Annotated in this window: 21 protein-coding genes and 8 tRNA genes; 22 read left to right on the top strand and 7 right to left on the bottom strand. The window is 44.4% G+C overall.

Annotated elements, in window-relative coordinates:
• Positions 1-95: 95 nt before the first annotated feature.
• Complete coding sequence (locus tag COP04_RS01595) at positions 96-629, bottom strand: flavodoxin domain-containing protein (protein ID WP_100486402.1); 534 nt, start codon at positions 627-629, stop codon at positions 96-98.
• Positions 630-901: 272 nt separating this feature from the next.
• On the bottom strand, positions 902-1006 hold the full coding sequence (locus tag COP04_RS01590; protein WP_100486401.1) for a YjcZ family sporulation protein: 105 nt from the start codon (positions 1004-1006) through the stop codon (positions 902-904).
• A gap of 152 nt (positions 1007-1158) precedes the next feature.
• Between COP04_RS01590 and COP04_RS19330 the strand changes: the two genes are divergently transcribed.
• Positions 1159-1317 (top strand): hypothetical protein, encoded by a 159-nt coding sequence (locus COP04_RS19330; RefSeq protein ID WP_157800131.1) that lies wholly within the window; start codon positions 1159-1161, stop codon positions 1315-1317.
• Positions 1318-1563: 246 nt separating this feature from the next.
• Here the strand turns inward: COP04_RS19330 and COP04_RS20420 are convergent, their stop codons facing one another.
• Positions 1564-1686, bottom strand: coding sequence for a hypothetical protein (locus COP04_RS20420; RefSeq protein ID WP_275656851.1), 123 nt, complete (start codon positions 1684-1686; stop codon positions 1564-1566).
• Positions 1687-2787: 1101 nt separating this feature from the next.
• Between COP04_RS20420 and trpS the strand changes: the two genes are divergently transcribed.
• The 3 genes from trpS to COP04_RS01570 all read left to right on the top strand — a co-directional run bounded on the left by trpS (position 2788) and on the right by COP04_RS01570 (position 7430).
• Positions 2788-3783, top strand: coding sequence for a tryptophan--tRNA ligase (gene trpS / locus COP04_RS01580; protein ID WP_100486399.1), 996 nt, complete (start codon positions 2788-2790; stop codon positions 3781-3783).
• A 380-nt stretch (positions 3784-4163) separates the two neighbouring features.
• The gene (locus COP04_RS01575; RefSeq protein ID WP_100486398.1) at positions 4164-6326 is read left to right on the top strand and encodes a glycosyltransferase family 39 protein; all 2163 of its coding nucleotides are present in this window, start codon (positions 4164-4166) and stop codon (positions 6324-6326) included.
• Between the two features lie 348 nt (positions 6327-6674).
• Positions 6675-7430, top strand: coding sequence for a hypothetical protein (locus COP04_RS01570; protein ID WP_100486397.1), 756 nt, complete (start codon positions 6675-6677; stop codon positions 7428-7430).
• Positions 7431-7778: 348 nt separating this feature from the next.
• On the opposite strand, the gene COP04_RS01565 is transcribed toward COP04_RS01570, so the two are convergent.
• Entirely contained in the window at positions 7779-8777 is a 999-nt protein-coding gene (locus tag COP04_RS01565) for a DMT family transporter (RefSeq protein WP_100486396.1), read from the bottom strand.
• Between the two features lie 439 nt (positions 8778-9216).
• Between COP04_RS01565 and COP04_RS01560 the strand changes: the two genes are divergently transcribed.
• From COP04_RS01560 to COP04_RS01515, 11 genes are all read left to right on the top strand, one after another.
• A complete protein-coding gene (locus tag COP04_RS01560; protein WP_100486395.1) occupies positions 9217-9642 on the top strand; it encodes a universal stress protein in 426 nt (141 codons plus the stop codon).
• A gap of 145 nt (positions 9643-9787) precedes the next feature.
• Positions 9788-10618, top strand: coding sequence for an AAC(3) family N-acetyltransferase (locus COP04_RS01555; RefSeq protein WP_100486394.1), 831 nt, complete (start codon positions 9788-9790; stop codon positions 10616-10618).
• 118 nt (positions 10619-10736) lie between these two features.
• Positions 10737-10898 carry a hypothetical protein gene (locus COP04_RS19325; protein ID WP_157800130.1) on the top strand — a complete coding sequence of 54 codons (162 nt, stop codon included), beginning with the start codon at positions 10737-10739 and terminating at the stop codon, positions 10896-10898.
• A 483-nt stretch (positions 10899-11381) separates the two neighbouring features.
• Positions 11382-11453, top strand: a tRNA-Glu gene (locus COP04_RS01550).
• A 4-nt stretch (positions 11454-11457) separates the two neighbouring features.
• Positions 11458-11533, top strand: a tRNA-Val gene (locus COP04_RS01545).
• Between the two features lie 4 nt (positions 11534-11537).
• Positions 11538-11613 (top strand) — tRNA-Thr (locus tag COP04_RS01540).
• 19 nt (positions 11614-11632) lie between these two features.
• Positions 11633-11717 (top strand) — tRNA-Tyr (locus COP04_RS01535).
• Positions 11718-11736: 19 nt separating this feature from the next.
• Positions 11737-11812, top strand: a tRNA-Lys gene (locus COP04_RS01530).
• 6 nt (positions 11813-11818) lie between these two features.
• A tRNA-Leu gene (locus tag COP04_RS01525) sits at positions 11819-11904 on the top strand.
• Between the two features lie 59 nt (positions 11905-11963).
• Positions 11964-12038, top strand: a tRNA-Gly gene (locus COP04_RS01520).
• A gap of 6 nt (positions 12039-12044) precedes the next feature.
• Positions 12045-12117: transfer RNA gene (locus tag COP04_RS01515), tRNA-Ala, on the top strand.
• 86 nt (positions 12118-12203) lie between these two features.
• Here COP04_RS01515 and COP04_RS01510 read toward each other — a convergent pair.
• From COP04_RS01510 to COP04_RS01500, 3 genes are all read right to left on the bottom strand, one after another.
• Positions 12204-13400, bottom strand: a complete 1197-nt coding sequence (locus tag COP04_RS01510; protein WP_100486393.1) for an Acg family FMN-binding oxidoreductase — start codon at positions 13398-13400, stop codon at positions 12204-12206.
• 20 nt (positions 13401-13420) lie between these two features.
• Positions 13421-14062, bottom strand: coding sequence for a TetR/AcrR family transcriptional regulator (locus tag COP04_RS01505; RefSeq protein WP_100486392.1), 642 nt, complete (start codon positions 14060-14062; stop codon positions 13421-13423).
• A 228-nt stretch (positions 14063-14290) separates the two neighbouring features.
• Positions 14291-14458 carry an aspartyl-phosphate phosphatase Spo0E family protein gene (locus COP04_RS01500; protein WP_100486391.1) on the bottom strand — a complete coding sequence of 56 codons (168 nt, stop codon included), beginning with the start codon at positions 14456-14458 and terminating at the stop codon, positions 14291-14293.
• 308 nt (positions 14459-14766) lie between these two features.
• On the opposite strand from COP04_RS01500, the gene sigW reads away from it, so the two are divergent.
• The 7 genes from sigW to COP04_RS01465 all read left to right on the top strand — a co-directional run bounded on the left by sigW (position 14767) and on the right by COP04_RS01465 (position 22270).
• A complete protein-coding gene (gene sigW, locus COP04_RS01495; RefSeq protein WP_100486390.1) occupies positions 14767-15354 on the top strand; it encodes an RNA polymerase sigma factor SigW in 588 nt (195 codons plus the stop codon).
• Complete coding sequence (locus tag COP04_RS01490; protein WP_100486389.1) at positions 15341-15769, top strand: anti-sigma factor family protein; 429 nt, start codon at positions 15341-15343, stop codon at positions 15767-15769. The genes sigW and COP04_RS01490 overlap by 14 nt, the downstream gene beginning before the upstream one ends.
• 291 nt (positions 15770-16060) lie before the next feature.
• Positions 16061-16882 carry a diadenylate cyclase CdaA gene (gene cdaA / locus COP04_RS01485; RefSeq protein WP_100486388.1) on the top strand — a complete coding sequence of 274 codons (822 nt, stop codon included), beginning with the start codon at positions 16061-16063 and terminating at the stop codon, positions 16880-16882.
• Positions 16875-18188 (top strand): CdaR family protein, encoded by a 1314-nt coding sequence (locus COP04_RS01480; protein ID WP_100486387.1) that lies wholly within the window; start codon positions 16875-16877, stop codon positions 18186-18188. The genes cdaA and COP04_RS01480 overlap by 8 nt, the downstream gene beginning before the upstream one ends.
• Before the next feature lie 110 nt (positions 18189-18298).
• A complete protein-coding gene (gene glmM / locus COP04_RS01475; protein WP_100486386.1) occupies positions 18299-19657 on the top strand; it encodes a phosphoglucosamine mutase in 1359 nt (452 codons plus the stop codon).
• A 443-nt stretch (positions 19658-20100) separates the two neighbouring features.
• Positions 20101-21906: a glutamine--fructose-6-phosphate transaminase (isomerizing) gene (glmS, locus tag COP04_RS01470; protein ID WP_100486385.1), complete on the top strand. Its 1806-nt coding sequence runs from the start codon at positions 20101-20103 to the stop codon at positions 21904-21906.
• A 148-nt stretch (positions 21907-22054) separates the two neighbouring features.
• Positions 22055-22270, top strand: coding sequence for a hypothetical protein (locus COP04_RS01465; RefSeq protein WP_100486384.1), 216 nt, complete (start codon positions 22055-22057; stop codon positions 22268-22270).
• Positions 22271-22657: the final 387 nt, after the last annotated feature.

Raw genomic sequence — 22657 nt, 5'->3', positions numbered from 1 at the left:
CATGACAAAAAAGTTAAGCCTTACGTCATCTGCTCGATGGAAAATTTATTCGCAGTACAACGAAAAAGTGAAGTAATGAGGTTAGATCATTTCGTTTAAACCAGGTCTTTAAGATAATCAATAATGGGTTTAATTGACGCTTTATCAGTGAAATCAATATGTTTGCCATAAGTTTCTAAAAATAGGTTGGTTTCAGAAGAAGATGTATCTTTAGATTTTTTTACTTTGTTTTTTAATGAAAGCATCATCATTCGATGAATCAAAGTTAATTTTTTATAATCAATTGCACCGCGTAAATGAAAAAAAGAGATTGATTTTTGAAGAGCATCGGTGAAGTTTTTGTTGATGATGTTTTTATAGTTTGTGGCTTTAGGATTTGATAAACCAACGGTAAACACTATTAAATTTTTACCTGATAATTGAGAAAAATACTTTGATACTTTTTGAGATCCCATAATGCCACTGGCGTAGATCGCACCGCCAAAGATAATCGTTGAGTATTTTTCTAATATGCCGGCATTTATGTCAGACAGCTTGTAAATATCAGCGTTTAATTCTTCGGAGATCCAATTTGCATATTTTTGAGTTGATCCATATTTTGTTTGATAAATAACAATGACATTACTCATGCCGATTACCGTTCTTTCATATTTTTGGACAAATATAGCCCAAGATGTATTTTAAAGAGATGACTACTCATTTAGATATTTGTCTTATCGGTCTTAACGTTGACAGAAATACGTCCCTGATTTCATTTTACACGAAATAATGAGCATCGCCTTTGGAGCATTGTGGCAAATTGGGAAAATAAAATTCAACACTTGACAAATAAAAAAGAGCACCCGGCGTATGGTGCCCCGAAGATAAGGAGATGTTGTAGATTTTAATAGAAGCCCTCGCTTTAGTAAGCGAATGATACACCAACGATAATCAAAAGAATGAACAGAACAACAATTAGGACAAACGTATTGCCATAACCTGTTGTTGGGTAGCAAGTGTTGCACATAGTAATTATCTCCTTCCATCACGTGATACTGCATTATATGAACGATACAAGAATGGGGAAAGGGACACATGGATGAGTGAAAATACCTGTTTTGAGAGCATCGGGGAAGTTTAGCGTTACGGTTGAAAGCAAAAGCGAAGGGGAGAGGAAGAATGACTGCGTATACCGAGCCGCAAATTTTAAAGTATGCGCTGAATTACTACATCAAAAGACCAGAAACGACTGTAAAAAATGCTAAGCATGGACTTCAATTATTGAACAAAATAGAAGCGAAGGTCGAGAATCTGAACGATGTTTATGGCATTCAATAATAAAAACAGTCACGCTTCTTCCGCCGATGTGCGGACGGTTATCCGCGATGGTTTTTCTTTTTCTGAATATAGTCCACTATGAAATAGAATGGCAAGAAATAAGGAAAGCTCACACAGAAGAACAATAGAACAGACAGTTAAAGATAATATGATCATGAGAGCAATATACGAAAGAAGAAGCAAAAAGGGTATAAAATTGCTCATGAGAACACTTCCTGATAAAAAATAGAGATCCCTCCCGATTTATTAATTTTTGCCTTCAAGCTTTTTTAATCTTTGTTCAAGCTGTTTGTATTTCTTGTCGACCGTTGCTGCGTAAGAGAAAGCAAAACAGCCAAAGACAAAGCCTAACATACTGAATACGGACATAGTAAGTACCTCACTATCTTTTTTATTAAATATAAACACTGCAGATTGCAAGAATTAAAGATATTGTGAATCCGGTGAGGAGCATTAATCGTCCATAAATTGAATGGTTCTTAAATTGCAGAATGAATCCACAGATCACAAGGGTCATAGAAAGAGCAAAGCAACTGATAAGAAGAATGATCAATTTCAACGCTCCTTTGCAGTGGATATAAAAAGTCGAGTCACTCCGGCATATACCGATAGGTTTATTTTACCATAAAAGGGGGTGATGACCGATGCGATTAAAAGAAATGAAGACAGATCCCAATGCAGTAGTTAAGTATTTATATGATTGGAAATAAAGAACCTTTTACCATTCAGCACACAGCTTGATTAACCCTTCTTCTGAAAAGATCATTTCGCCATTCTTTTTTATTGTCTTGAACTATCCTTACTTGAACCCGTTCAGCTTGTTCGAATATATAACGCCTGCTTCTCTTCGAATCCTTGCTCTATCAGTTCATCGTAATATTTCTTCACCATGCCAGCAATCAATTAAAAATTCTCATTGACGCCAAACAGGGGCCATAGTCAAATATGTGCGGTTTGTATATGTCCGTAAACGGATACTGCGCAGGGTTCCGAAAGTGTGGCTTTTAATTAATGAAATACGAATATTGTGCACCATTTGACTTTTCAATATATCCGAAGTAGGGTTATAGTGTATTATCAAGAGTATGCTAAAGATTTTGATGAAGAGCAAGTACGTTTCAGTAATGAGGACACAGAGAGCCGGCGGGGGTGCGAGCCGGTCCCCATCTGATACCGAATGGGCTTCTGAATCGCTCTGCAGAAACTGTCGCGGATGACAGGAAGTAGGCAGATGACGGGATTCTCTCTCCGTTACCAAGAGAGGAGTATCGAAAGAGACAGTTTTTTCCGTACTTCAGTCCAATCATTTTTATGAGTAAAAAAGGTGGCACAACGATAACCTCGTCCTTTTGTGGATGAGGTTTTTTTAATTATTGTAGGTGTACTTGAAGGAGGCGATGGCCTTGGATGATGGTTGGTGGTGCTCTAAATATGTAGGATTTTCAAGAAAAATTTTAAGGGGGACGTTTGATGAGCGAACGAGTATTAACAGGAGACCGAGTTACTGGAAAACTTCACCTGGGTCATTATGTTGGCAGTCTGAAGAATCGTATTGAATTACAGAACAATTACGATACATTTGTTGAACTTGCTGATGTGCAGGCTTTGACGACACATTTTGAAAAACCTGAAATGATTAAACAAAATGTGCGGTATATAACAATGGATTATTTAGCTTCAGGTATTGACCCTGAAAAGTCAACAATTTTTGTCCAGTCACTTATACCTGAAATTGCCGAACTAACCGTTTACTACTCGATGTTTGTCACCGTAAGCGCCTTGCGCCACAATCCGACAATTAAGTCCGAAGCCGAGGCACATGGATATAAGGATTTATATTATGGGTTCCTAGGTTATCCGGTTAGTCAGGCTGCGGACATCACTTTTTGCAAAGCGACGTTGATTCCAGTCGGTGAAGATCAATTGCCCCATATTGAACAAACTAGAAAAATTGTTCGGAAGTTTAATCAACTGTATCGTCCCGTCCTGGTTGAACCTGAGGCGCTTGTAGGCGAAGTTCCTCGTTTAGTTGGTCTAGATGGAAACAACAAAATGAGTAAAAGTCTGGGAAATGCTATCCAGTTAGACTCAACGGAACAAGAGGTTAACGAGAAAATCAAGGATGCGAAAACAGACCCTGAACGCATCCATAAGAACGATCCAGGTCATCCTGAAATTTGTCCGATTTACGCTTATCATCGTGTTTTTCGTCCGAGTGGTGCGGATGAAATCTGTGAGAATTGCAGAAAGGGGACAATGGGTTGCGTGGAGTGCAAGAGGAAAATTGCTAAGAGCATTAATCTTTTATTGGAACCAATGAGACAGCGAAGGGCGGATTATCAGGAGCATCCTGAAACAGTTGATGAGATTCTAATGGCAGGAACGAAAAGGGCCCGTATTGAGGCGAAAGAAACGATGAGGGAAGTTCGGGAAGCTATGAGTCTGAATTATTTTACTTCAAAGTAAGTAATATTGCTTTTATTTTATTAGGTAAACGTGTTAAACTGTTACCTTAATGACGGGATAAACGGATAGTGTAACATGGAAAAAATGATCAGCACCAACAATAAAGAGGAGCTAAGCTTAAGAAGCAGGCTCTTTTTTATTGACCTTTCTCCTCGATAGACTAACGAACCTAATTTAGGAGACCTCCTTTCGTCCACCAGAAAGATAAATTCGACAAAAACTAACTGGCATATTTTATTTTTCCGAGGTCAAGTGATTAGTTATTCACGTTTCCAAAATTTCGTACGAATGATTATACAGATGCGGTGCAGCATGCAAAACAGGCTAATCTCTGGTACATGCGGCATCCGGCAGGTTCGCCATGTTTATGAGGTGAGGACGTGAATGTGATTTTACGATTAAGACAAGGAATACTCCCGCTTTTCAATATTATTTTCATCGTTTGTTTTTCTATCATTCTGATCATCAGTCTTTTATATCGACTGTTAATCAAAAGTTATCAGCACATTTTCAGTACATCGCTTTCGCTTCTGATTTTTTCTGCTATCGTCGTTCTGTTTTTTATAGCAGTCTATCGTGTTTTTTCAAAATTAACCCGCTCGGAATTGAGCGTTGTGACCATCTGCCTCGGTGCATTGATCGGACTGACTGAACTGGCGATTATTGTCTTTTTTCATTCGATCCTGCCGCCGGTTATCGATGGCGGTCACACCTTTGGAGAAGCACTCTATCTGCTGGCACACGGCCATGCATCAGGCGCCGGTTATTTCAAAATCTATCCGAATAACGTACCGGTCACTGTGCTCAGGTACTGGCTTTATCGTCTCCTTGCGACCATCCACGTCTCTGACTATACGATTATCGATCAGACGGCCTGTGCCATCGTGTTGAATATTAGCGTTTATTTCTCCTGGAAGCTTGTCATGCGTCTGTTTGATGCGAAAATGGCTAATATTTACCTGCTGCTGACGCTGACTTGCTTCCCGCTATTTCTTTATATCACTTATTTTTATACGGATACAGTAACGCTGATGTTTCCTGCTGTGCTCCTGTACCTTTGGTATTTATATCACCAGTCCAAGAAGATCAGGTTTCTCGTCTTATTGGGACTGCTTCTCGGCATCGGTTATGAAATCCGGCCGAATGTGATTCTGTTTCTTCCGGCCCTCGCGATTTATATGCTGTTTGTTCTTAAACTGAAGAAAGTGCTGCTCAATCTGATCGTCATTGCTGTTATGATGGCTGGTGCATGCTTTTCCATTCATGCGTATGATGAGCATCTCGGCTTTACTCCGGACCCTTCTATGGCGATGCCGCCAACGCACTGGATCATGCTCGGGCTGTCCCGTTACGGCGAGTATACCGGTGCCGATTTTGCGTTGACTTTTAAACAGCCGACACAGCAGGATAAAATAAGGGCGGACCTGAATCAGATCAAATTGAGAATCGTTCAGAAAAATGTGTTGGGGCTTCTTTATCTCTGGGTGATGAAAACCGGGGGAACATGGGGCATGGGTGCCAGGGAATATGACTTCTATACACGGGTTTCCACGAGTCAGACACCCGCCTATGAGTACCTTTTCAATCACCAGAATCAGTTAACGCTGTATGTCATTCAGATTTTCCATATCGTCATGATTTCCTTTCTTGTTCTTTCAGCTATGAATTACTTTAGAACGAAACGGATCAGCCTAAATCTGCTGATTCAGATCTGCCTGTTCGGAAATTTTATCTTTTATACTTTTCTGTGGGAATCGGAGCCGCGATACAGCCTGCTCTTTACCTCGTTCATGCTTCTTGGCGCCATTTTTGGTTTTGACGAATTGATGCACATGATTCACGGTATGGAACAATTCCAACCCAGGCAAAAAATGAAGAGCAGGCTGCCTGAACTGGCGATGTCCGGTATTCTACTGGTAGGCGTCGTCGCGTGCGCCTGGATCAATCTCCCAAGTTATACGCAGAATAAAATAGCGCAAAAGCAATATATCGTCGATCAGGAAATGGTGGCCGGCGTGCAGGACGCTTTTATCGACATCCATCACACGGTTCGCCAGACTTTTGAGGCAACCGGTCCGTTTACACACTTGTCTGTAGGGACGCTCAATAGAAGAGGAAGCGGTATCTATAACTTCTCCATTATGAACTTAAACACACATAAGCTTATATTCTCTAAAACTTTTTCAAGCGCACAGGTAAAACCAGGGCAGAATTTGATTTTCTCGATGATAAAAGAAAGATCGGAACAAGGAACGGAGGATATGATCACAATCAGGCAAATCCGAGGTACACACAACGCCAGACTTGGTCTGGCCCTCTACGGGAATGGCTATGACCGGGGGAGCATCTACTCAGGCGGTCATTTCATGGAAAATGGGACGCTGATAAAAAATGCGGTGCTGAAATTTCAGGCGTACAGCATTCAGGAGAAACCCTACATCAGTTTAGAAACCTATTTTCTTTTATTTTCAATACCTGTCCTGATGCTTTGTTTTTACGTTTATGTTTCCCTCAGACGCAGGAATGGGGAAATCTCAATATAGAAACAGGTGAAAATAGGCGATATGTAGGAATATCATCATCACAGTCAGTCTTTTTGGTTCTCTTATTCCTTTGGACACGAAACGAGTCCAAAGAGTAAACAAAGAAAATTTGTTTGGGAAGCTGAAAAAGTGTCGCGTGAGAAGATAGCTGTGATCGAAGAAAAAATACGGCTGGATGAGCCGGGGACCGCACGACGCGACTTCAATAACACGATAGGTGAAATATATGTTTTAATTTATTCGCTTTTCAGCGGATGTTAAGACAAAAAAATCAGAAGCGTTACCGGTTATTTCCAATAAATTGTTCTATAATGAACTGGAAAATGAATAACGGATGAGGCCGGCTATATGACAAATGAACTCTTACTGAAAAAAGTAAAGTGTTTACTTCGCATGTACGATGATGGCATGCTGGGCGGAGCGATCATGCCGGAAGATGCTCTGATTGGCGTTGTGCCAAGGGACAGACTGCCTGATGTACTGATATTGGGCATGTCCTTAAATTATCAGAGAAGTTCATATGCACTCTGGAGATCCATTGCTGACGCGTACCGAGATGAATCTTCAAGATGGATATTTGAACCCCAGTCAGTTGCTGACGGTGATCGCCATGCCCTCAAAGATATTTTAACCCATTCTAAAATCGTTCTTCAGCCTAATCGTCATCCGGACATTTGGATTCGCGTGTCTTCAGGCATAAGCAACTCTTCTTCCACCAGAAAAGTTATGGGATTGCTAGAATCTGTAGAATTTGACATTGCCGGATTAAAGACGATGGTGCAAATCACTCGGAAGAAAGAGTTCCCGTATTTGTCAGGTCCCAAAATATTCAATTATTGGCTCTATGTACTGGAGAAATATTCTGGTATCAAATGGAGATCCAGGGCACTTACTACTGTTGCTCCGGATACCCATGTGCTGCAAGCTACAGTTAAACTGGGTCTATGCCCAGCTGATGTATTGAATGGCCGTGAGGAAGAACGCCAACGTGCGGCACAAGCCTGGAAGGAACTGCTCTCCGGAACCGGGATAGCGCCGATCGATGTGCATACACCTTTGTGGCTGTGGAGCCGTGCAGGGTCCCCGCCCCTGATCTGTGGTTGAGTGGCGACAGCAAAGTAAAATGGATCGTCAATTTAGGCTGCCTCTGTTTCCTATTGCATGGACGCTCGCAATCCTTTAAAAAGCGGAATGTGATATCAAGATCAGACTTAAGTTGTAGGTAAAGACTGTACGCAGGCATGATGGAATGTGCAGGCGGATTCGCTATGATAGAGACATGAACTGATAAATCTCCCCCATTGAGGCCCTGAACAGGGCTCTCTTTTTTTAGTATGAGGCCAGTTGTCAAACCCGATTCCCCTTGATATTATGAGCAATTAGAAGAAAAACGCACAAAAAAGAGAGCACCCACGTTCAAGGCGCTCTCTTTATCAAATGTCCGACAGCCAGCTATCTTGCGTGGACACTTCCCGAATGCACAGCCGCCTGTTTGGCTGCTCTTCGCGCGTGTTCCGCAAGCTTTGCTTCCCGATTATCGGAAAGCAATTCAACACAGGAACCGCCGAGAATAAGCAGGATTCCGCCCAGAACGTTCGGGGTGATTGCTTCACCAAGAATGAACAGAGCCAGTATCGGCGCCAGAGCCGGCTTGATGAAAAAAACCAATGAAGCAGTTGATGCGGAAGTTTCCTCCATAGCCAAAAAATAGAAGCTGAAGCCAAGACCGGTAACAAAGACGCCAAGGTAAATCAATATGGGCATGGTGCCCCAGGATACATTTTTAAGGACAGGAATATTGCTGAAATCGCTAAGTCCGACGCTGTTAAGCCAACCCGCTACTGCTCCGATTTTCGTGATCAGTATCAGAACAAGCAGTTCGATACTCCCGGTCAGAAAGCTGAAACTGCTTTGCACAATTCCATCAAAACCGAATTTCAGGCTGCCCTTACGACCGACGATCCCGTATAAGGCGAAGGTTACAGCCGCCACAAGCGACAATATAATGCCGGTGACGTTAGTCAGATTTTCCGGATTGACGATAAACAACATGCCTGCCACACTGATTACCAGCGAAAGCAATGACAGCTTCGTCAGTTTTTCTTTCAGAAAGAAATGCGCGAAAGGAATGACAAAGACGGCATTGCAGCTGAACAAAATGGCCACAGTTGACGCTTGAGCGTACACGATCGCCAGCTGGAAGAAGGTCATACTGACAACAACGCACATAAAACCTGAGAAAAGAAAGTACAGAATACTGCTTCTGTTGAGCGAAAATCCGCTTCCCTTCAAATGACGGATAGCCAAAGGCGCCAGAATAATTGATCCAATCAGAAAACGTATAAAGTTCAGCTGCATCGGATTGAATTCTGTTGCCACCAGCTTAATGGCAATTTCCATCGTGCTAAAGAACAGCGTAGAAAAGGCGATAAAAAGATACCCTTTCTTCATCTACAAAACCTCGATTTTTCACCGGATTTAGGTGATCTGATCGCTATTTTAATCATTATGCCGCGAAAGACCGGCTTGCCAAAATAAATGAAAACGTTCACAACTAATACATGTAACATTTTTTTCTACACTAATAAATATAGCGCAGATATTAAAAAAAGGTAAGAGATAAAGAGCCAAAGTTTAAAAATTTTTGCTGGTAAGTCAATAAATAGTCAAAATTAGGACAGACGTGAAAGCCCGGCTAACTTCTGATAGGGCTTTCATATTCAGCCCATGTGCTATAAAATAGAGGTAAGAGCTGTCGATAAATCTGAGAACATCTTAAGTCACACAAACACGCCTCCTGAAATAGATCTCCAGGATGGTGATTATTCATTATTTGCTCTCCGGTTTTGAATAAACTGACAGCAATATTGGAAAGGGCGGGGTGATCGCTATGCTATTTTCTAAAATTCTGGTTTCATATGACGATTCGGAGCTTTCAAAGAAGGCGTTGAAAAAAGGGATTGAAATTGCCCGGCTGGATGAAAAAACGGTTCTGGATGTCTTTAATGTGGTTACGGTTCCGACGAATCAATTCATTGTCGGCGATGTCTATAGAGAGGTACGCGAGTCGACTTTTAAATACGGAAATGAAGTGGTTGCCAGAACGAGTGAATGGCTGGATCAGATTCCAAACAGCACACATACATTTGTTCAGGAAGGACAGCCTGTCCGCACGATTCTTGAATTTGCTGAGTCCAATGGTTATGATCTGATTATCATAGGCAGCAGGGGGCTGAGTGGTGTAAAGGAATTTCTCGGCAGTGTCAGCCACGGCGTCGTCCAACGTGCCAAAGTGCCTGTATTGATCATCAAGTAAGTGGAAGTCATTGGTGAACTGAATCACTGACTGATTAACAGTCAGTGTAATAGGGCATCCACAGCGGCTTTAATTTCAGCGGGGTGCCTTTTTTATTTCGTAATTTTACAACGGATGCTGATGAAAGAAAAAGGGACGATGAGTGATGACGGAATGGGACGCAATCAGACGGACGAAAACAGCGGTCACCCGATCCACGATGGTCCGGGATTTGAGACAGCTAGGGCTTAAAGAGGGTATGACTGTGATTGTTCATACGTCCATGAGCCGGATTGGATGGATATGCGGTGGGCCTGTTGCTGTTATTGAAGCGCTACAGGAGGTTCTGACCCCCGCTGGGACCCTGATTATGCCAGCCCACAGTGCAGATGTTTCAGATCCAATAGACTGGGAAAACCCACCGGTCCCCAAGAAATGGATGCAAGCGATTTATCAAGAAATGCCTCCTTTTGATCCGGAGCGAACGCCGACATTGGGAATGGGCAGAGTTGCCGAAACTTTTCGCAAATTTCCGGGAGTGAGGAGAAGCAGCCACCCGATTTATTCTTTTGCTGCATGGGGCGCAGCCTGTGACCAGATTGTAGACGGGCACGTCCTTGACGATGGACTGGGGCAGGATTCTCCGCTGGCAAAAATTTATCAGCTGAATGGCTGGGTGCTTCTTCTCGGTGTGAGTTATGGAAATAATACGTCCATGCACCTGGGTGAATGCTGTTCGAAAAAATTGAAAATGATCACTCGGCAAAGTCCGATTCTCCTTAATGGGCAACGCCGCTGGGTGAGCTACCGCGACTGGGATTACCATGAAGAGCGATTTTCACAGATCGGACATGCCTTTGAAACAGATCCAAGAGAAACAAAAAATCTGCAGATCGGGAAAATTGGTCAGGCCGATTCCCTGTTCATGTCTCAGCGTGCCATTGTTGACTTTACTGCGAATTTTTTGAAACAGGGTCCGGTACATCGATCCAAATAAGGTAGTAAAGCAGCTCTTTACACAAATGACAAAAAAAGCTAACAGTGATTCAATATGCTTCGTTTACGATGAAATTAAAGGTAGGATAAAAACTAATTCCGGATAGGAGTTGGTAAAAATGGAACTCAGAGAAGCCAAGGGGTCTGGAACTGAAGGCATAGAGAATGACGAAGTGGTAAGAGCAGAAAAGGCAGAAATTCGTCTGAATCGAAAATTGCTTCTGACTAATTGTGCACTTGCCGTTTCCATTATTATCAATGTAAAACTTTTTCTGGGCTAAAAGAAGTGCTGATCCTGTCATTTAAGATATTTTGTCGTCGAACACTAAAAGAAGAATTCATATTCTGGATGGAAACGATGGTTTTCCATCCTTTTTATTTTGAGACAATTAAAAAGAGCAGCCCCCTATCTTTGATTATTACTTAGCGAAAGGAATGTCAGGTGAGTTTCTGAGTTTCAAATTTACAAAGCGTTCAGGAGTGACCACAGTGTTTTTGCCGGGCATGTCGTTCAGCCGTCGCTGCATTTGGATCGGTTAGGCTGTAGCCCTGCACTGCAGATTCGTCAGAAAAACCATGAGAAAGGCCCCATTTTTTCTGGGGGAACAGTGCTGGAAATCTGTGATCAAATAATGGCTTCCAGCTCAGAGTGAACAGGAGAAAATGAAAACCTAATAATTCAGAATATAAAGGTTTTTATGTTTTGCTTTACAAGGCTGTCCAATCTGTATATAATAAAGAACGTCGATTGCGACAAAAGGTATGGCCCGTTCGTCAAGCGGTTAAGACACCACCCTTTCACGGTGGGTTCATGGGTTCGAATCCCGTACGGGTCACTTTGGAGGATTAGCTCAGCTGGGAGAGCGTCTGCCTTACAAGCAGAGGGTCATAGGTTCGAGCCCTATATCCTCCACCATTACGCCGGCCTAGCTCAATTGGTAGAGCAACTGACTTGTAATCAGTAGGTTGGGGGTTCAAGTCCTCTGACCGGCACCATTGATAAAAACGTTTATGCGGAGGGATAGCGAAGAGGCTAAACGCGACGGACTGTAAATCCGTTCCCTTAGGGTTCGAAGGTTCGAAACCTTCTCCCTCCACCACTATAATTTCCATTTATTTGGGCCATTAGCTCAGTTGGTAGAGCATCTGACTCTTAATCAGAGGGTCGAAGGTTCGAGACCTTCATGGCCCACCATTTTTTGCGGGTGTGGCGGAATTGGCAGACGCGCTAGATTCAGGTTCTAGTGCCCTTTACGGGGCGTGGAGGTTCAAGTCCTCTCATCCGCATTATTTTTTTCTTGCTTTTTTATGGGTGTGTCTCTTCTATATTTGTGATGCACTGGTGTGCGGAAGTAGTTCAGTGGTAGAACATCACCTTGCCATGGTGGGGGTCGCGGGTTCGAATCCCGTCTTCCGCTCCATTCTATGGGGCCTTAGCTCAGCTGGGAGAGCGCCTGCTTTGCACGCAGGAGGTCAGGAGTTCGATCCTCCTAGGCTCCACTTCCAAAGTAACATACGAATTGCGGGGCGTCTGGTTTTGATCAGGCGCCCCGCTTTTCACTTCTTCTTTCAATACCACCAGCAATTCAATTCCTGATCAGATCCATGACATCGCGTCTCATGCTTAAAGGCACTTGCTTTTCCGGCTGGCCGATGCGGACGAGCATTTGGATCGTACTGCCATTCGCTGCATAATCTCTGCGGATTCCTGTATAGGGGCCTTTCATTTCCGGATATTCTTCCAGAACCTGACTCAGCGGTTGAACCGCGAGTCCAAGCGTGTGTGCAACAAGCGTCAGCCGGCTGTACAGCATGCCGCTTTTAACCTGACTTTCTCTGCTGTTATCCTTTGACAGAATCATGGCATAAGCCGGCGTATGATCAACAGATGTCTGAGTTGATTTGATGAAGAGATCGGAAGCTGCCTGATCGTTATTCATGGATGGGAAAAGGGTGATCAGGCCCTCCATCAAGTACATCATCGGACCTGAAGTTCCTTGTCCTTCAAATGAATAACCGTAACGGTATTTATTCTTCTGATACTCATTAGCACGGAAAATTCTATCTGACTCTTGCATCACACGCGTAACCCCTGCTTCAATAACTGCCCCTTGCATTGCATAATCGCCTAATCGGCTGACATTGGCCTTATCTTGGTAAAGTTTAACGGATAGAGCAGGGTCTTTTGAAAGCTGTTCCAGTTGCGTGATCTGTTTCTCGGTCAGCTTCGCTGGTTTATAAGGATCCCTGTTCGTGTCCGGGAGATACAGAGTGCTGAGGAGTGGACTGAACTGTGGGGCGGCCTTTTCAAGTGTAATTTTTGCGACGGGTTTTGTATTCATACTTTTCACAAGATTAGTTTCGTCGTACTTCCCCTTCGGAAACAACGAGATTCGCACCGGATAGCCGGTTGAACGGCCAGCGACTGCAACATAATCCAGGAAGGTGCCCTGAGTAACCATCAGCTGGCGGGAGTACGGATCTACCTCCTTAGTCATCCTGCTGCTGTCGGCATAAAGATAAAAGACCATCGGATCATTTTTATCCAGTTTTATTTTCCATGGCTGCATGTTGTGGCCGTTCGCGGCGAGCAGCCCGTAAGCTGAAAGCCTGATCCGCGGATCTTCAAATTTTTTGGCATAATTTTTGTCCCAAGGTTCCAAATATTTTTTGGGTAGAAAAGCGCCACTGGCAAAAAACAGAACGGATAAAGCCAGAAACAGAATGGCTAAGAGGCTGGTCAAAGTATAGAGCAAAGTTTTTTTCACTCCTCGTTTTTTCATCGGACAGCTGGACCTCCGTTTTATTTTTTTATGCACCGGATTAACATTTGAAGGGCATAAGCAACAACACTGTCCGGGGAAGTGTGATGCATGCTTTGAATGTACCCGGCCTTAACTTTAGAAGTATTGAAAATTCCGTCCATGCAGGACCACAGGACAAGTGCTGCCTTAACCGGGTCCAGTTCTTTTCTGTAAAGCCCCCCGGCCTGGCCTTCCCGGATCAACCTCGTGAGCATGCCGAAAACTTCCTCTCCAAGCGCGTAGCACTCTTTCAGTGACTGATCGGGAATATCCTCCTGAAAGTCGGCCTCGGCATTTTCATAGGAAAAGATAGCAGAAAAGTATCCGGGGTATTCCTTGCTGAATGTGTACAGCGCTATGGCCATCTGCTCCAGTCTGCTGTCGATGTGCCCCTCCGCCCATTTCTGCTCTTCTTTTTTCAACATGGCGATGAGCAGGCGGTAGCCCCTGATCATGACTTCGAAATTCAGCTGCTCTTTGCTTGAAAAATAGGCATATACTGTTCGCTTACTGAAATGGGCTGTTCCTGCAACATCATCCATTGTTGAGCGCTCGAACCCTTTCGTGAAAAAAAGTTTTTCCGCGGCATCGATAATTTGTTCTCTGCGCATCACCTTTGCGGCTTCTTTTCCGGCGCTCATAGCTCGTATGCACCCCCCTACAAAAAATGAACAACAAAGTAAACTGATAGTTTACCTTATTGTTCATTAATTTTCTGTTCCTGTCAACACTAGAAATTAATGCTGATCCTGACCGCCCATCATGAAAAAATTGCAGCGGGTTATGGTATAATCTGATTAATCTTTTGATACCGCGGCGACGTTCGAACTAACTATGTCGTGGGCAAGGACAGAGAAAAATGTGTCGAATCAATACACCTTATCCTGCTGGCTTAGCCGGTCATATTTATTGAGTAAACGATCGAGGCGGTGGCTTATCTGTTGCATTTTTACAGAAGACAGCGGCTCATGGCTTGAGGCATGCACCAGTTGACTGCGAACTTTTTCGATTTTGTAACTTAATTGCTGTTTGTTCATTCAATCACCTCCGAATTTTATTGAAGTCGAAAATTCCATGATAAAGGCAGCCTGTACCCTGCAGAAAAAAGCAGGGAGAGGCGATTGGGATCCCCAACATTGTTGGAACGATCTTGTGCCCTAAAAGCAAGAATAAATGGAACAATTCGTCTTTCAGAGCTGAATTCAATAGTCAATTACCCTTATTATGGAACATTTAAACTATTGTCATTTGAAAATTTTCGAGCAGCTTTTTTGCCGACCCACTTTCTTTTGAAACTTGAATAGAATAATTGCCGTATTAAATATTGCTGTAGAAGAGGGTTAAGATGGATCAGAGAGAAAAGCGGCTGATTAAAAAGGTAAAAAAAGGAGATCATCAGGCGTTTGCCGAGTTAGTCGACAGATATAAGAACAGTGTCTACTCGATTTGCCTGAGGATGGTTGGAAATCGCGAAGAAGCAGAAGATCTGTCACAAGACGCTTTTATTCGGGCTTACAATCATATCTCCCAATTTGACAACGATCGTAAATTTTCAACATGGCTCTTTCGAATCGCTACGAACCTCTCCATTGACTCATTACGCAGAAAGAAACCCAGTGTTTCTCTCGATGCGGAAATTCCCGGGACAGAAGGGCTTGCTCTGAACACAATGCTGCCAGGAAGCGGTGACTTGCCTGATGAGCAAATCGTGCAGGGCGAGACTGAGCAGTGGATCCAGCATGAGATCAAAGCACTTCCCGAAAAATATCGTTCTGCTGTTGTTCTAAAATACATCGAGGATCTCAGTCTTAAAGAAATCAGTGAGATCATGGACCTTCCTGTCGGTACAGTTAAGACAAGAGTACACCGGGGACGGGAAATGCTGAGAAAGAATATGAAAGCTTCAAGAGGTGAAGAAGATGACATGCCCTAACAAAAAATATATGTCGCTGATGAACAAAGTTTTGGACGGAGAAGCGACAAAAGAGGAACAAGACGAGCTTTATGAACATATGGCTTCTTGTGACAGCTGCCGCAGTCATTTTAAAGAGCTAAAGCAATCGACGGAAATGCTGAATCAGCTGATGCACCCTCATTTGCCGATCGATTTTACGAAAAATGTTCTCGAACAGCTTCCGGCTGATAAACGCCATGTGATTAGAAAATGGACGGTTCGTCATCCCGTTATTGCTGCTGTGGCCATTTGCGCGCTGCCTATGTCGCTGATGGTGATTGCTGCTGGACGGCAGAACATGGTTCAGGAGAAAGGCAGCGAAAATGGATTCATTCTGGTTAAAGCTCCGGCGAACAGTCCTGAGCTTCGTGCTGAATGTCTAAAGTCTAATTGAACGGGCTCCTGCCCTGATCATTTTTTCAGACGGGCTGGCATAGAATGAGAAACGCGTCAGCCGTTCGGTAGTTGTGGGTATGGGTCCGCACTACTATAAAATGTAATTTGGGGTTATCATTATATAGAAGAAAGCTTCTGCTCAAAGATGACGATTTTGTAAAGAGACTGTTCGGGTGGTCAGGTAAAAGATTCTCTGGGTGAAGACGAGAGACCTGTACGCACTTTTTTAGAACGCGGTGCCTGGTATCAGGCATCATGAGAAGAACAGCTGATTTGGAGGATGAAAGCCATGTCTTTTTGGGCTCATTTCAACATTCTGAACTATTTGACGGATATTATCGATATTTTAATCGTGACCTATCTGATTTATAAAGTAATTCTGATTATCCGTGGCACAAAGGCTGTTCAGCTTGCGAAGGGTATACTAGTTATTGTTGCTGTATGGTTTCTTAGCAGCCTGTTTCAGCTTAAAACGCTTGAATGGATACTGAATAATGCCATTACATATGGCCTTTTTGCGATTATTGTGATCTTTCAGCCTGAACTGCGCCGCGTGCTTGAACAATTGGGCCGTGGTCGCCTTTTTTCACGGGGTGCGGTCGTTGAAGAAGAGCACAAACAGATGACCGATGCGATTGTCAAAGCTTCATCCTACATGTCAAAGCGGCGAATCGGCGCGCTGATGTCGATTGAACGGAAGACGGGTCTCAATGACTATATTGAAACGGGTATTCCTTTGAACGGAAATTTAACCTTTCAGCTGCTGGTTAATATTTTCATCCCGAATACGCCGCTTCACGATGGTGCAGTAATCATCAGAGGCAACCAGGTGATTGCCGCGGCATGTTACCTTCCATTATCTGAGAGCCCGTTTATTTCAAAAGAACTTGGGACAAGGCATCGGGCCGCGATGGGGGTCAGCGAGGTTACTGATGCGTTGACAGTGGTTGTGTCAGAGGAAACCGGTGGAATTACTGTAACGAAGAATGGTGAACTGTTCAGGGATATTCCAGAAGAGCAGCTAACTGAAATGCTGCGGCATGAACTGAATGAACCTGAAAGTGCGGCGGTTTCTTTACGATGGAACTGGAGAGGGAAGCGCCATGGATAAACTTCTGCGTAAAAACTGGGTCGTTAAAATTATTTCTTTTGTATTAGCCCTGATGCTCTATGCGATTGTCTCGGCGGGCCAAAGCCCTTCTTCAAGTCCTTCCAGTATTGCTGTTAATCCTCTGGAGCAAATGACAATTGCTGAAAGACTGAATCTGAAGTATGACGCAAATAAGTTTGTGGTCAGCGGAGTGCCTCAGACCGTTGATCTTCGGTTGAGTGGCACGAGTGATCAGATTCTGAAAGCACGGCTGTTGGCCATTAAAAGTGCATTTATCGACTTGAATGGCATGAAACCGGGCACCTATGATGTTCGCGTTCAGACGTCGGGCTTTCCAAGCGGCCTGTCTGTGAAAGCTGTTCCGAGCGCTGTGAGGGTGACCCTCCAAGAGCGGACGAGTAAAGAATTCCCTGTAGCGCTCGACATTTTGAACAAAAAAGCAATAAGCAGCGGTTACAGCATCGGCAGCCCGACGATTGACCCGAAAACGGTCACTGTTACGGGTGGAAGACAAACCATAGACTCGATCGCGTTTATCAGAGGCGTCATTGACGTTAACGGTGCAAACACGACGGCGGACAAAATGATTACGCTGCACGCTTATGATAGCGGCGGTGACCAGATGGACGTCGCAATTGCTCCATCTGCTGTACATGTTCAAGTGCCTATTACCAAGATGTCAAAGCAAGTCACACTTCAGGCGCTGACCACCGGCACACCGGCGAACGGGTATTCCGTAGGCTCTGTTAATTTATCCGTAAATAATGTCACTGTTGTTGCTCCGGACAGCAATACACTGAATCAGATTGTGGATGTCCAGCCCATTTCCGTTTCAGTTGCAGGCCTGACACAGGACAAAACATATAATGTGAGTGTTCCGCTTCCGGCGGGAGCGACACAGGCATCCCCATCGAAAGTAAGCGTGACGGTACACATTGTGCCGACAGCCTCAGGCGGCAGCAGTATGAACAGCAGCGGCACGAGCAGCAGCAGTCCTTCATCATCTTCTGGAGCAAGTTCAAGCTCAAACCAAGGGAATACGTCAAAGCAATTCAGTAATATACCGGTTTCGGCCACAGGGCTGGCTGTTAACCAGACGGTAACGCTTGGAAATAACGGACATGTTGATGTTTCAGTAACGGGAAGCGCCACGGATCTTAATAAATTGAGCAGTAGTGATATTAAGGCGCAAGTAGATCTGACAGGATTGTCTACCGGCGATCAGCGGGTAGCCGTTAACGTGAGTGTGCCAGCAGGACTGACCGCGTCAGCTTCTCCGGGGACATTGAATGTCACAATCAGTTAGGCATCGGCAACTCGTAAATGCCTCGATGAATCACTTTGACAGAAATAATACCGGAGTTTACAATAGAGCAGCGAGCTTGGACGAGCGGAAAGATAGGAGCGAATAAAACGATGGCAAAGTATTTTGGTACGGATGGTGTCAGGGGAATTGCTAATAACGGCTTGACACCGGAGCTGGCTTTTAAGCTGGGCAGGGCGGGTGGATATGTCCTGACCAAGACAACGGAGCATCCAAAAGTATTGGTCGGACGTGATACCCGCATCTCAGGAAACATGCTTGAAGACGCGCTGAATGCTGGATTGCTCTCCATTGGTGTTGAAGTGATGCGGTTAGGTGTGATCTCGACGCCCGGTGTTGCCTATCTGACAAAAGCTATGGACGCAAGTGCGGGTATCATGATCTCAGCATCGCATAATCCATTTGCGGATAACGGGATCAAGTTTATCGGCAGTGACGGGTTCAAACTCAGCGATGAAGTGGAAGATGATATTGAGGCCCTTCTTGCTAAGGAAAATGATGATCTCCCGCGCCCGGTAGGCGGCGACCTGGGGATTTCAAGTGACTACTTTGAGGGCAGTCAAAAGTATCTGCAGTTCCTGAAACAAACCATTCAGGAGGATGACTTTTCAACGATGAGTATCGCACTGGACTGTGCGAATGGTTCAACCAGCTCGCTTGCTCCTCATCTTTTCGCAGATCTGGAAGCAGATATCGCGACGATCGGCACGTCGCCAAATGGGGAAAATATCAATGACGGTGTAGGATCTACACATCCGGAGGCGCTGGCAGCATTTGTCCTGGAAAAAGGGGCGGACTGCGGTCTGGCTTTTGACGGCGACGGCGATCGCCTGATCGCTGTTGATGAACTGGGCAATATTATCGATGGCGATAAAATTATGTACATTTGCGCCACTTATTTGAAATCACAAGGTTCACTAAATAAAAATACGCTGGTAACCACCGTAATGAGCAACCTGGGACTTTATAAGGCCCTCCAGGCTGCACAGATTGAGACGAAGCAAACAACAGTCGGCGACCGTTATGTGATGGAAGAAATGCGTGCCGGAGGATATTCACTTGGCGGCGAACAGTCCGGACATATCATTTTTCTTGATCATGCGACTACAGGTGATGGCATGCTGACCGCTCTCCAGCTTGTCAGCATTATGAAAACAACCGGCAAGAAACTGTCTGAACTGGCTGCCGGGGTTCACACTTATCCTCAGGAATTAGTGAACATCCGGGTTGCAGACAAGTTCCATGTTACGGATCATCCTGCGGTTGCCGAGACCATCCGCGAGGTAGAGGATGAGATGGCTGGCGATGGACGCATTCTAGTGCGCCCTTCAGGAACAGAATCACTGATCCGTGTGATGGCTGAAGCGCCAACCGAAGACGCATGCAAAGCCTATGTTGACCGTATTGCTCGGACGGTAGAAGAAGAAATCGGCGGTCAGATTCAGGCGTAATTTGACCGGAATGGCTGAACTGGGACATCAGCGGCTTTCTTAGCATAAAGTATGTCTCCATGGCACGGGATATGACTCTTAGGAATATATATAAGAAGAGTCACGAGGGTCAATCTCTAATTGACAGTCCTCTTGGTTTTAAGTAAACTTTTTATGGTTACTAAAAGTTTTTGACTTGAGAATGGAAAAGAGGGCAGGACAACTGAATATAAAGCGCCTGGACTATTCCGGATGACGGAGAAAGAACAGGAATAGTTGACGAGGAAGAGGTTTATCGAAACACTCGGCGGATACCTCTCGGATTGCTTGCAGCCGTTAGTCCGTGCACAAAACAGGAAGGCAACTTTCTGAACAGAAACCGGACAGCAGGCACAAACTATTTTAAACAAGTGGGGCAAGATTTGCCCCTGAAAGGCTCGCTTGCCTCACGAGGAGGGAATCCTATGTGTGGTATTGTAGGCTATATTGGCGATAAGGATGCACGTGACATTTTGCTGAAGGGACTCAGCAATCTTGAATATCGGGGTTACGACTCGGCAGGCATCGCACTGCTCAATAGCGACGGTGTTCATGTTTTTAAAGAAAAAGGGCGGATTGATATTCTTCGAAAAATCGTAGATCCCGCAGTTCAGGCAACACTTGGAATCGGGCATACACGCTGGGCGACACACGGGGAGCCGAACAAACGTAATGCTCACCCGCACGAAAGCAGTTCCGGGCGATTTACGATCGTTCACAACGGAGTGATTGAAAACTTCAGCCAGCTGAAAGCTCAGTATATTCCTAATGTGAAAATGAAGAGCGACACGGACACCGAAGTGGTTGCTCAGCTCATTGAGCATTTTGTGGATCATGGACTGAGTGTTGAAGAAGCTCTGCGAAAAACACTGAAGCTCATTGACGGATCCTATGCGATTGCCCTGTTGGATTCTGAAAACAGCGGCATGCTCTATGTGGCTAAAAATAAAAGCCCGCTTCTGATCGGCACAGGCGACGGTTTCAATGTTGTGGCCAGTGACGCTACAGCCATGATTCAACAAACTAAACAGTATGTTGAACTGATGGATGAGGAAATTGTCGAACTGACAAGAGAGAGCTATACAATTAAGGATCTGGACGGAAACGTCAAAACACGTGAGCCTTACACAGTATCCTTTGATGCACGCGATACGGAAAAGGGTGCATACCCGCACTATATGCTGAAGGAAATTGATGAACAGCCGGCAGTTATTCGCAGACTGCTTCAAGAGTACAGCGGCGACAGTGGATCAATTACTGTTGATCCGGCAATAATTAAAGCAATCACAAGTTGCGACCGTCTTTATATTATCGCCTGCGGCACGAGCTACCACGCGGGTGTCGTCGGAAAATACATGATCGAGCAGATTGCCGGTATCCCGACTGAAGTGCATATTTCCAGTGAATTCTCATATAATATGCCGCTTTTGTCAAAGAAGCCTCTGTTTCTCTTTATCTCGCAGAGCGGAGAAACGGCGGACAGCCGGGCTGTACTGGTGAATGTGAAAAAAATGGGCTATCCGACGCTGACGCTGACCAACGTCGAAGGTTCGACCCTGTACCGTGAAGCGGATTACAAAATGCTGCTTTACGCAGGACCGGAAATCGCGGTTGCTTCAACGAAAGCCTATACAGCTCAGATGGCGGTGCTTTCATTCATCGCTGTCGCCGCTGCCGAAAACAGGGGAATTGCTCTTGATTTTGAACCCGTCCATGAACTGAGCATCACCGCTCAGGCGATGGAGCAGATGGTCGATGACAAAGCGCAACTGAAAGAAATCGCTCGTGACTATCTATCGATCACGCGCAACGCTTTCTACATTGGCCGCGGCCTCGACTACTATGTCTGCATGGAAGCCGCTCTAAAGCTGAAGGAAATTTCCTATATTCAGGCGGAAGGCTTTGCCGGCGGCGAACTCAAGCACGGCACGATCGCCCTGATCGAAAACGGTACACCGGTTCTCGCTTTTGCCACACAGGAGAAAGTCAATAATAGCATCCGAAATAATGTCGAAGAAGTCCTGGCCCGCGGCGCTCACACTTGCATCATCAGCATGGAAGATGTCACTGAGCAACCCGGCGACCAAATCGTGCTCCCGAAAGTCCATAAAGTCTTTACACCACTTGTTTGCGCCATTCCTCTGCAGCTGATCGCTTACTACGCGGCCCTGCAGAACGAATGCGATGTTGATAAACCAAGAAATCTTGCTAAATCGGTAACAGTAGAATAATAGTAAAAAAGCAGACGGTACATATGTACCGTTGAAAAAAAGATCTTTACTTGGAAATAAAATTGTTTACTTGGTAAAAAGTTCTTTACTGGTACTGTTACTATGAGTTAATCATAGTAGCAGTATTTCTTTTTGGGGAGGTGGTTTTTTGCCGAAACGAGCGAATCATTGGACGGAAGATAAAATTGCGCGATATTGCGCTGAGGGTCAAGGTAGCGGCAAATTAACAGACTATAAACCATGGCTGACAATACAGAACATTCCATCATCCGGTAGGGTTCATCAAATTAAAGGCTGGTGTCGCATGGAAATAAAATTCTTTACTTACAAAAAAGTTGTTACTGGACAAAAGATCCTTTACTGAGGATGTTGTTGCGCAGTATCGTCGTACTGTGTATTATGAGTTTAAAAATGAAATACTTTTTTCAATAACCTTTTCTTATAAGTTCTCAATTTAGATATATCATAATTCTGGGCACACATTCCTATTAGTATAAGAGTCAACCCCACCCCACAACACAGTCCTTCAATAAAACTCGGTAACAAATTAAAAGAATTTGAAATCAGCCAAATTCCATTGAAAAATAATCCCAGTTTAAAATAATTGTTAATCTTTTTCAATATATTTCACCTCGGCCATATCTTATTGCGCATTACCCGCCAACTGCGCAACAGTGAGTTTCTTTGATTATAGAGCAGTATAAAATTTTTTCGTCATAAAATCTATGGCTGAATCACGGAATATCTGCGT

Origin of the sequence: Sporolactobacillus pectinivorans (genome assembly GCF_002802965.1) — a bacterium.
GTDB classification, from domain to species: Bacteria; Bacillota; Bacilli; order Bacillales; family Sporolactobacillaceae; genus Sporolactobacillus; species Sporolactobacillus pectinivorans.
Note: the sequence above shows the minus strand (reverse complement) of the source record. Positions and strands in the feature narration are given on the sequence as shown.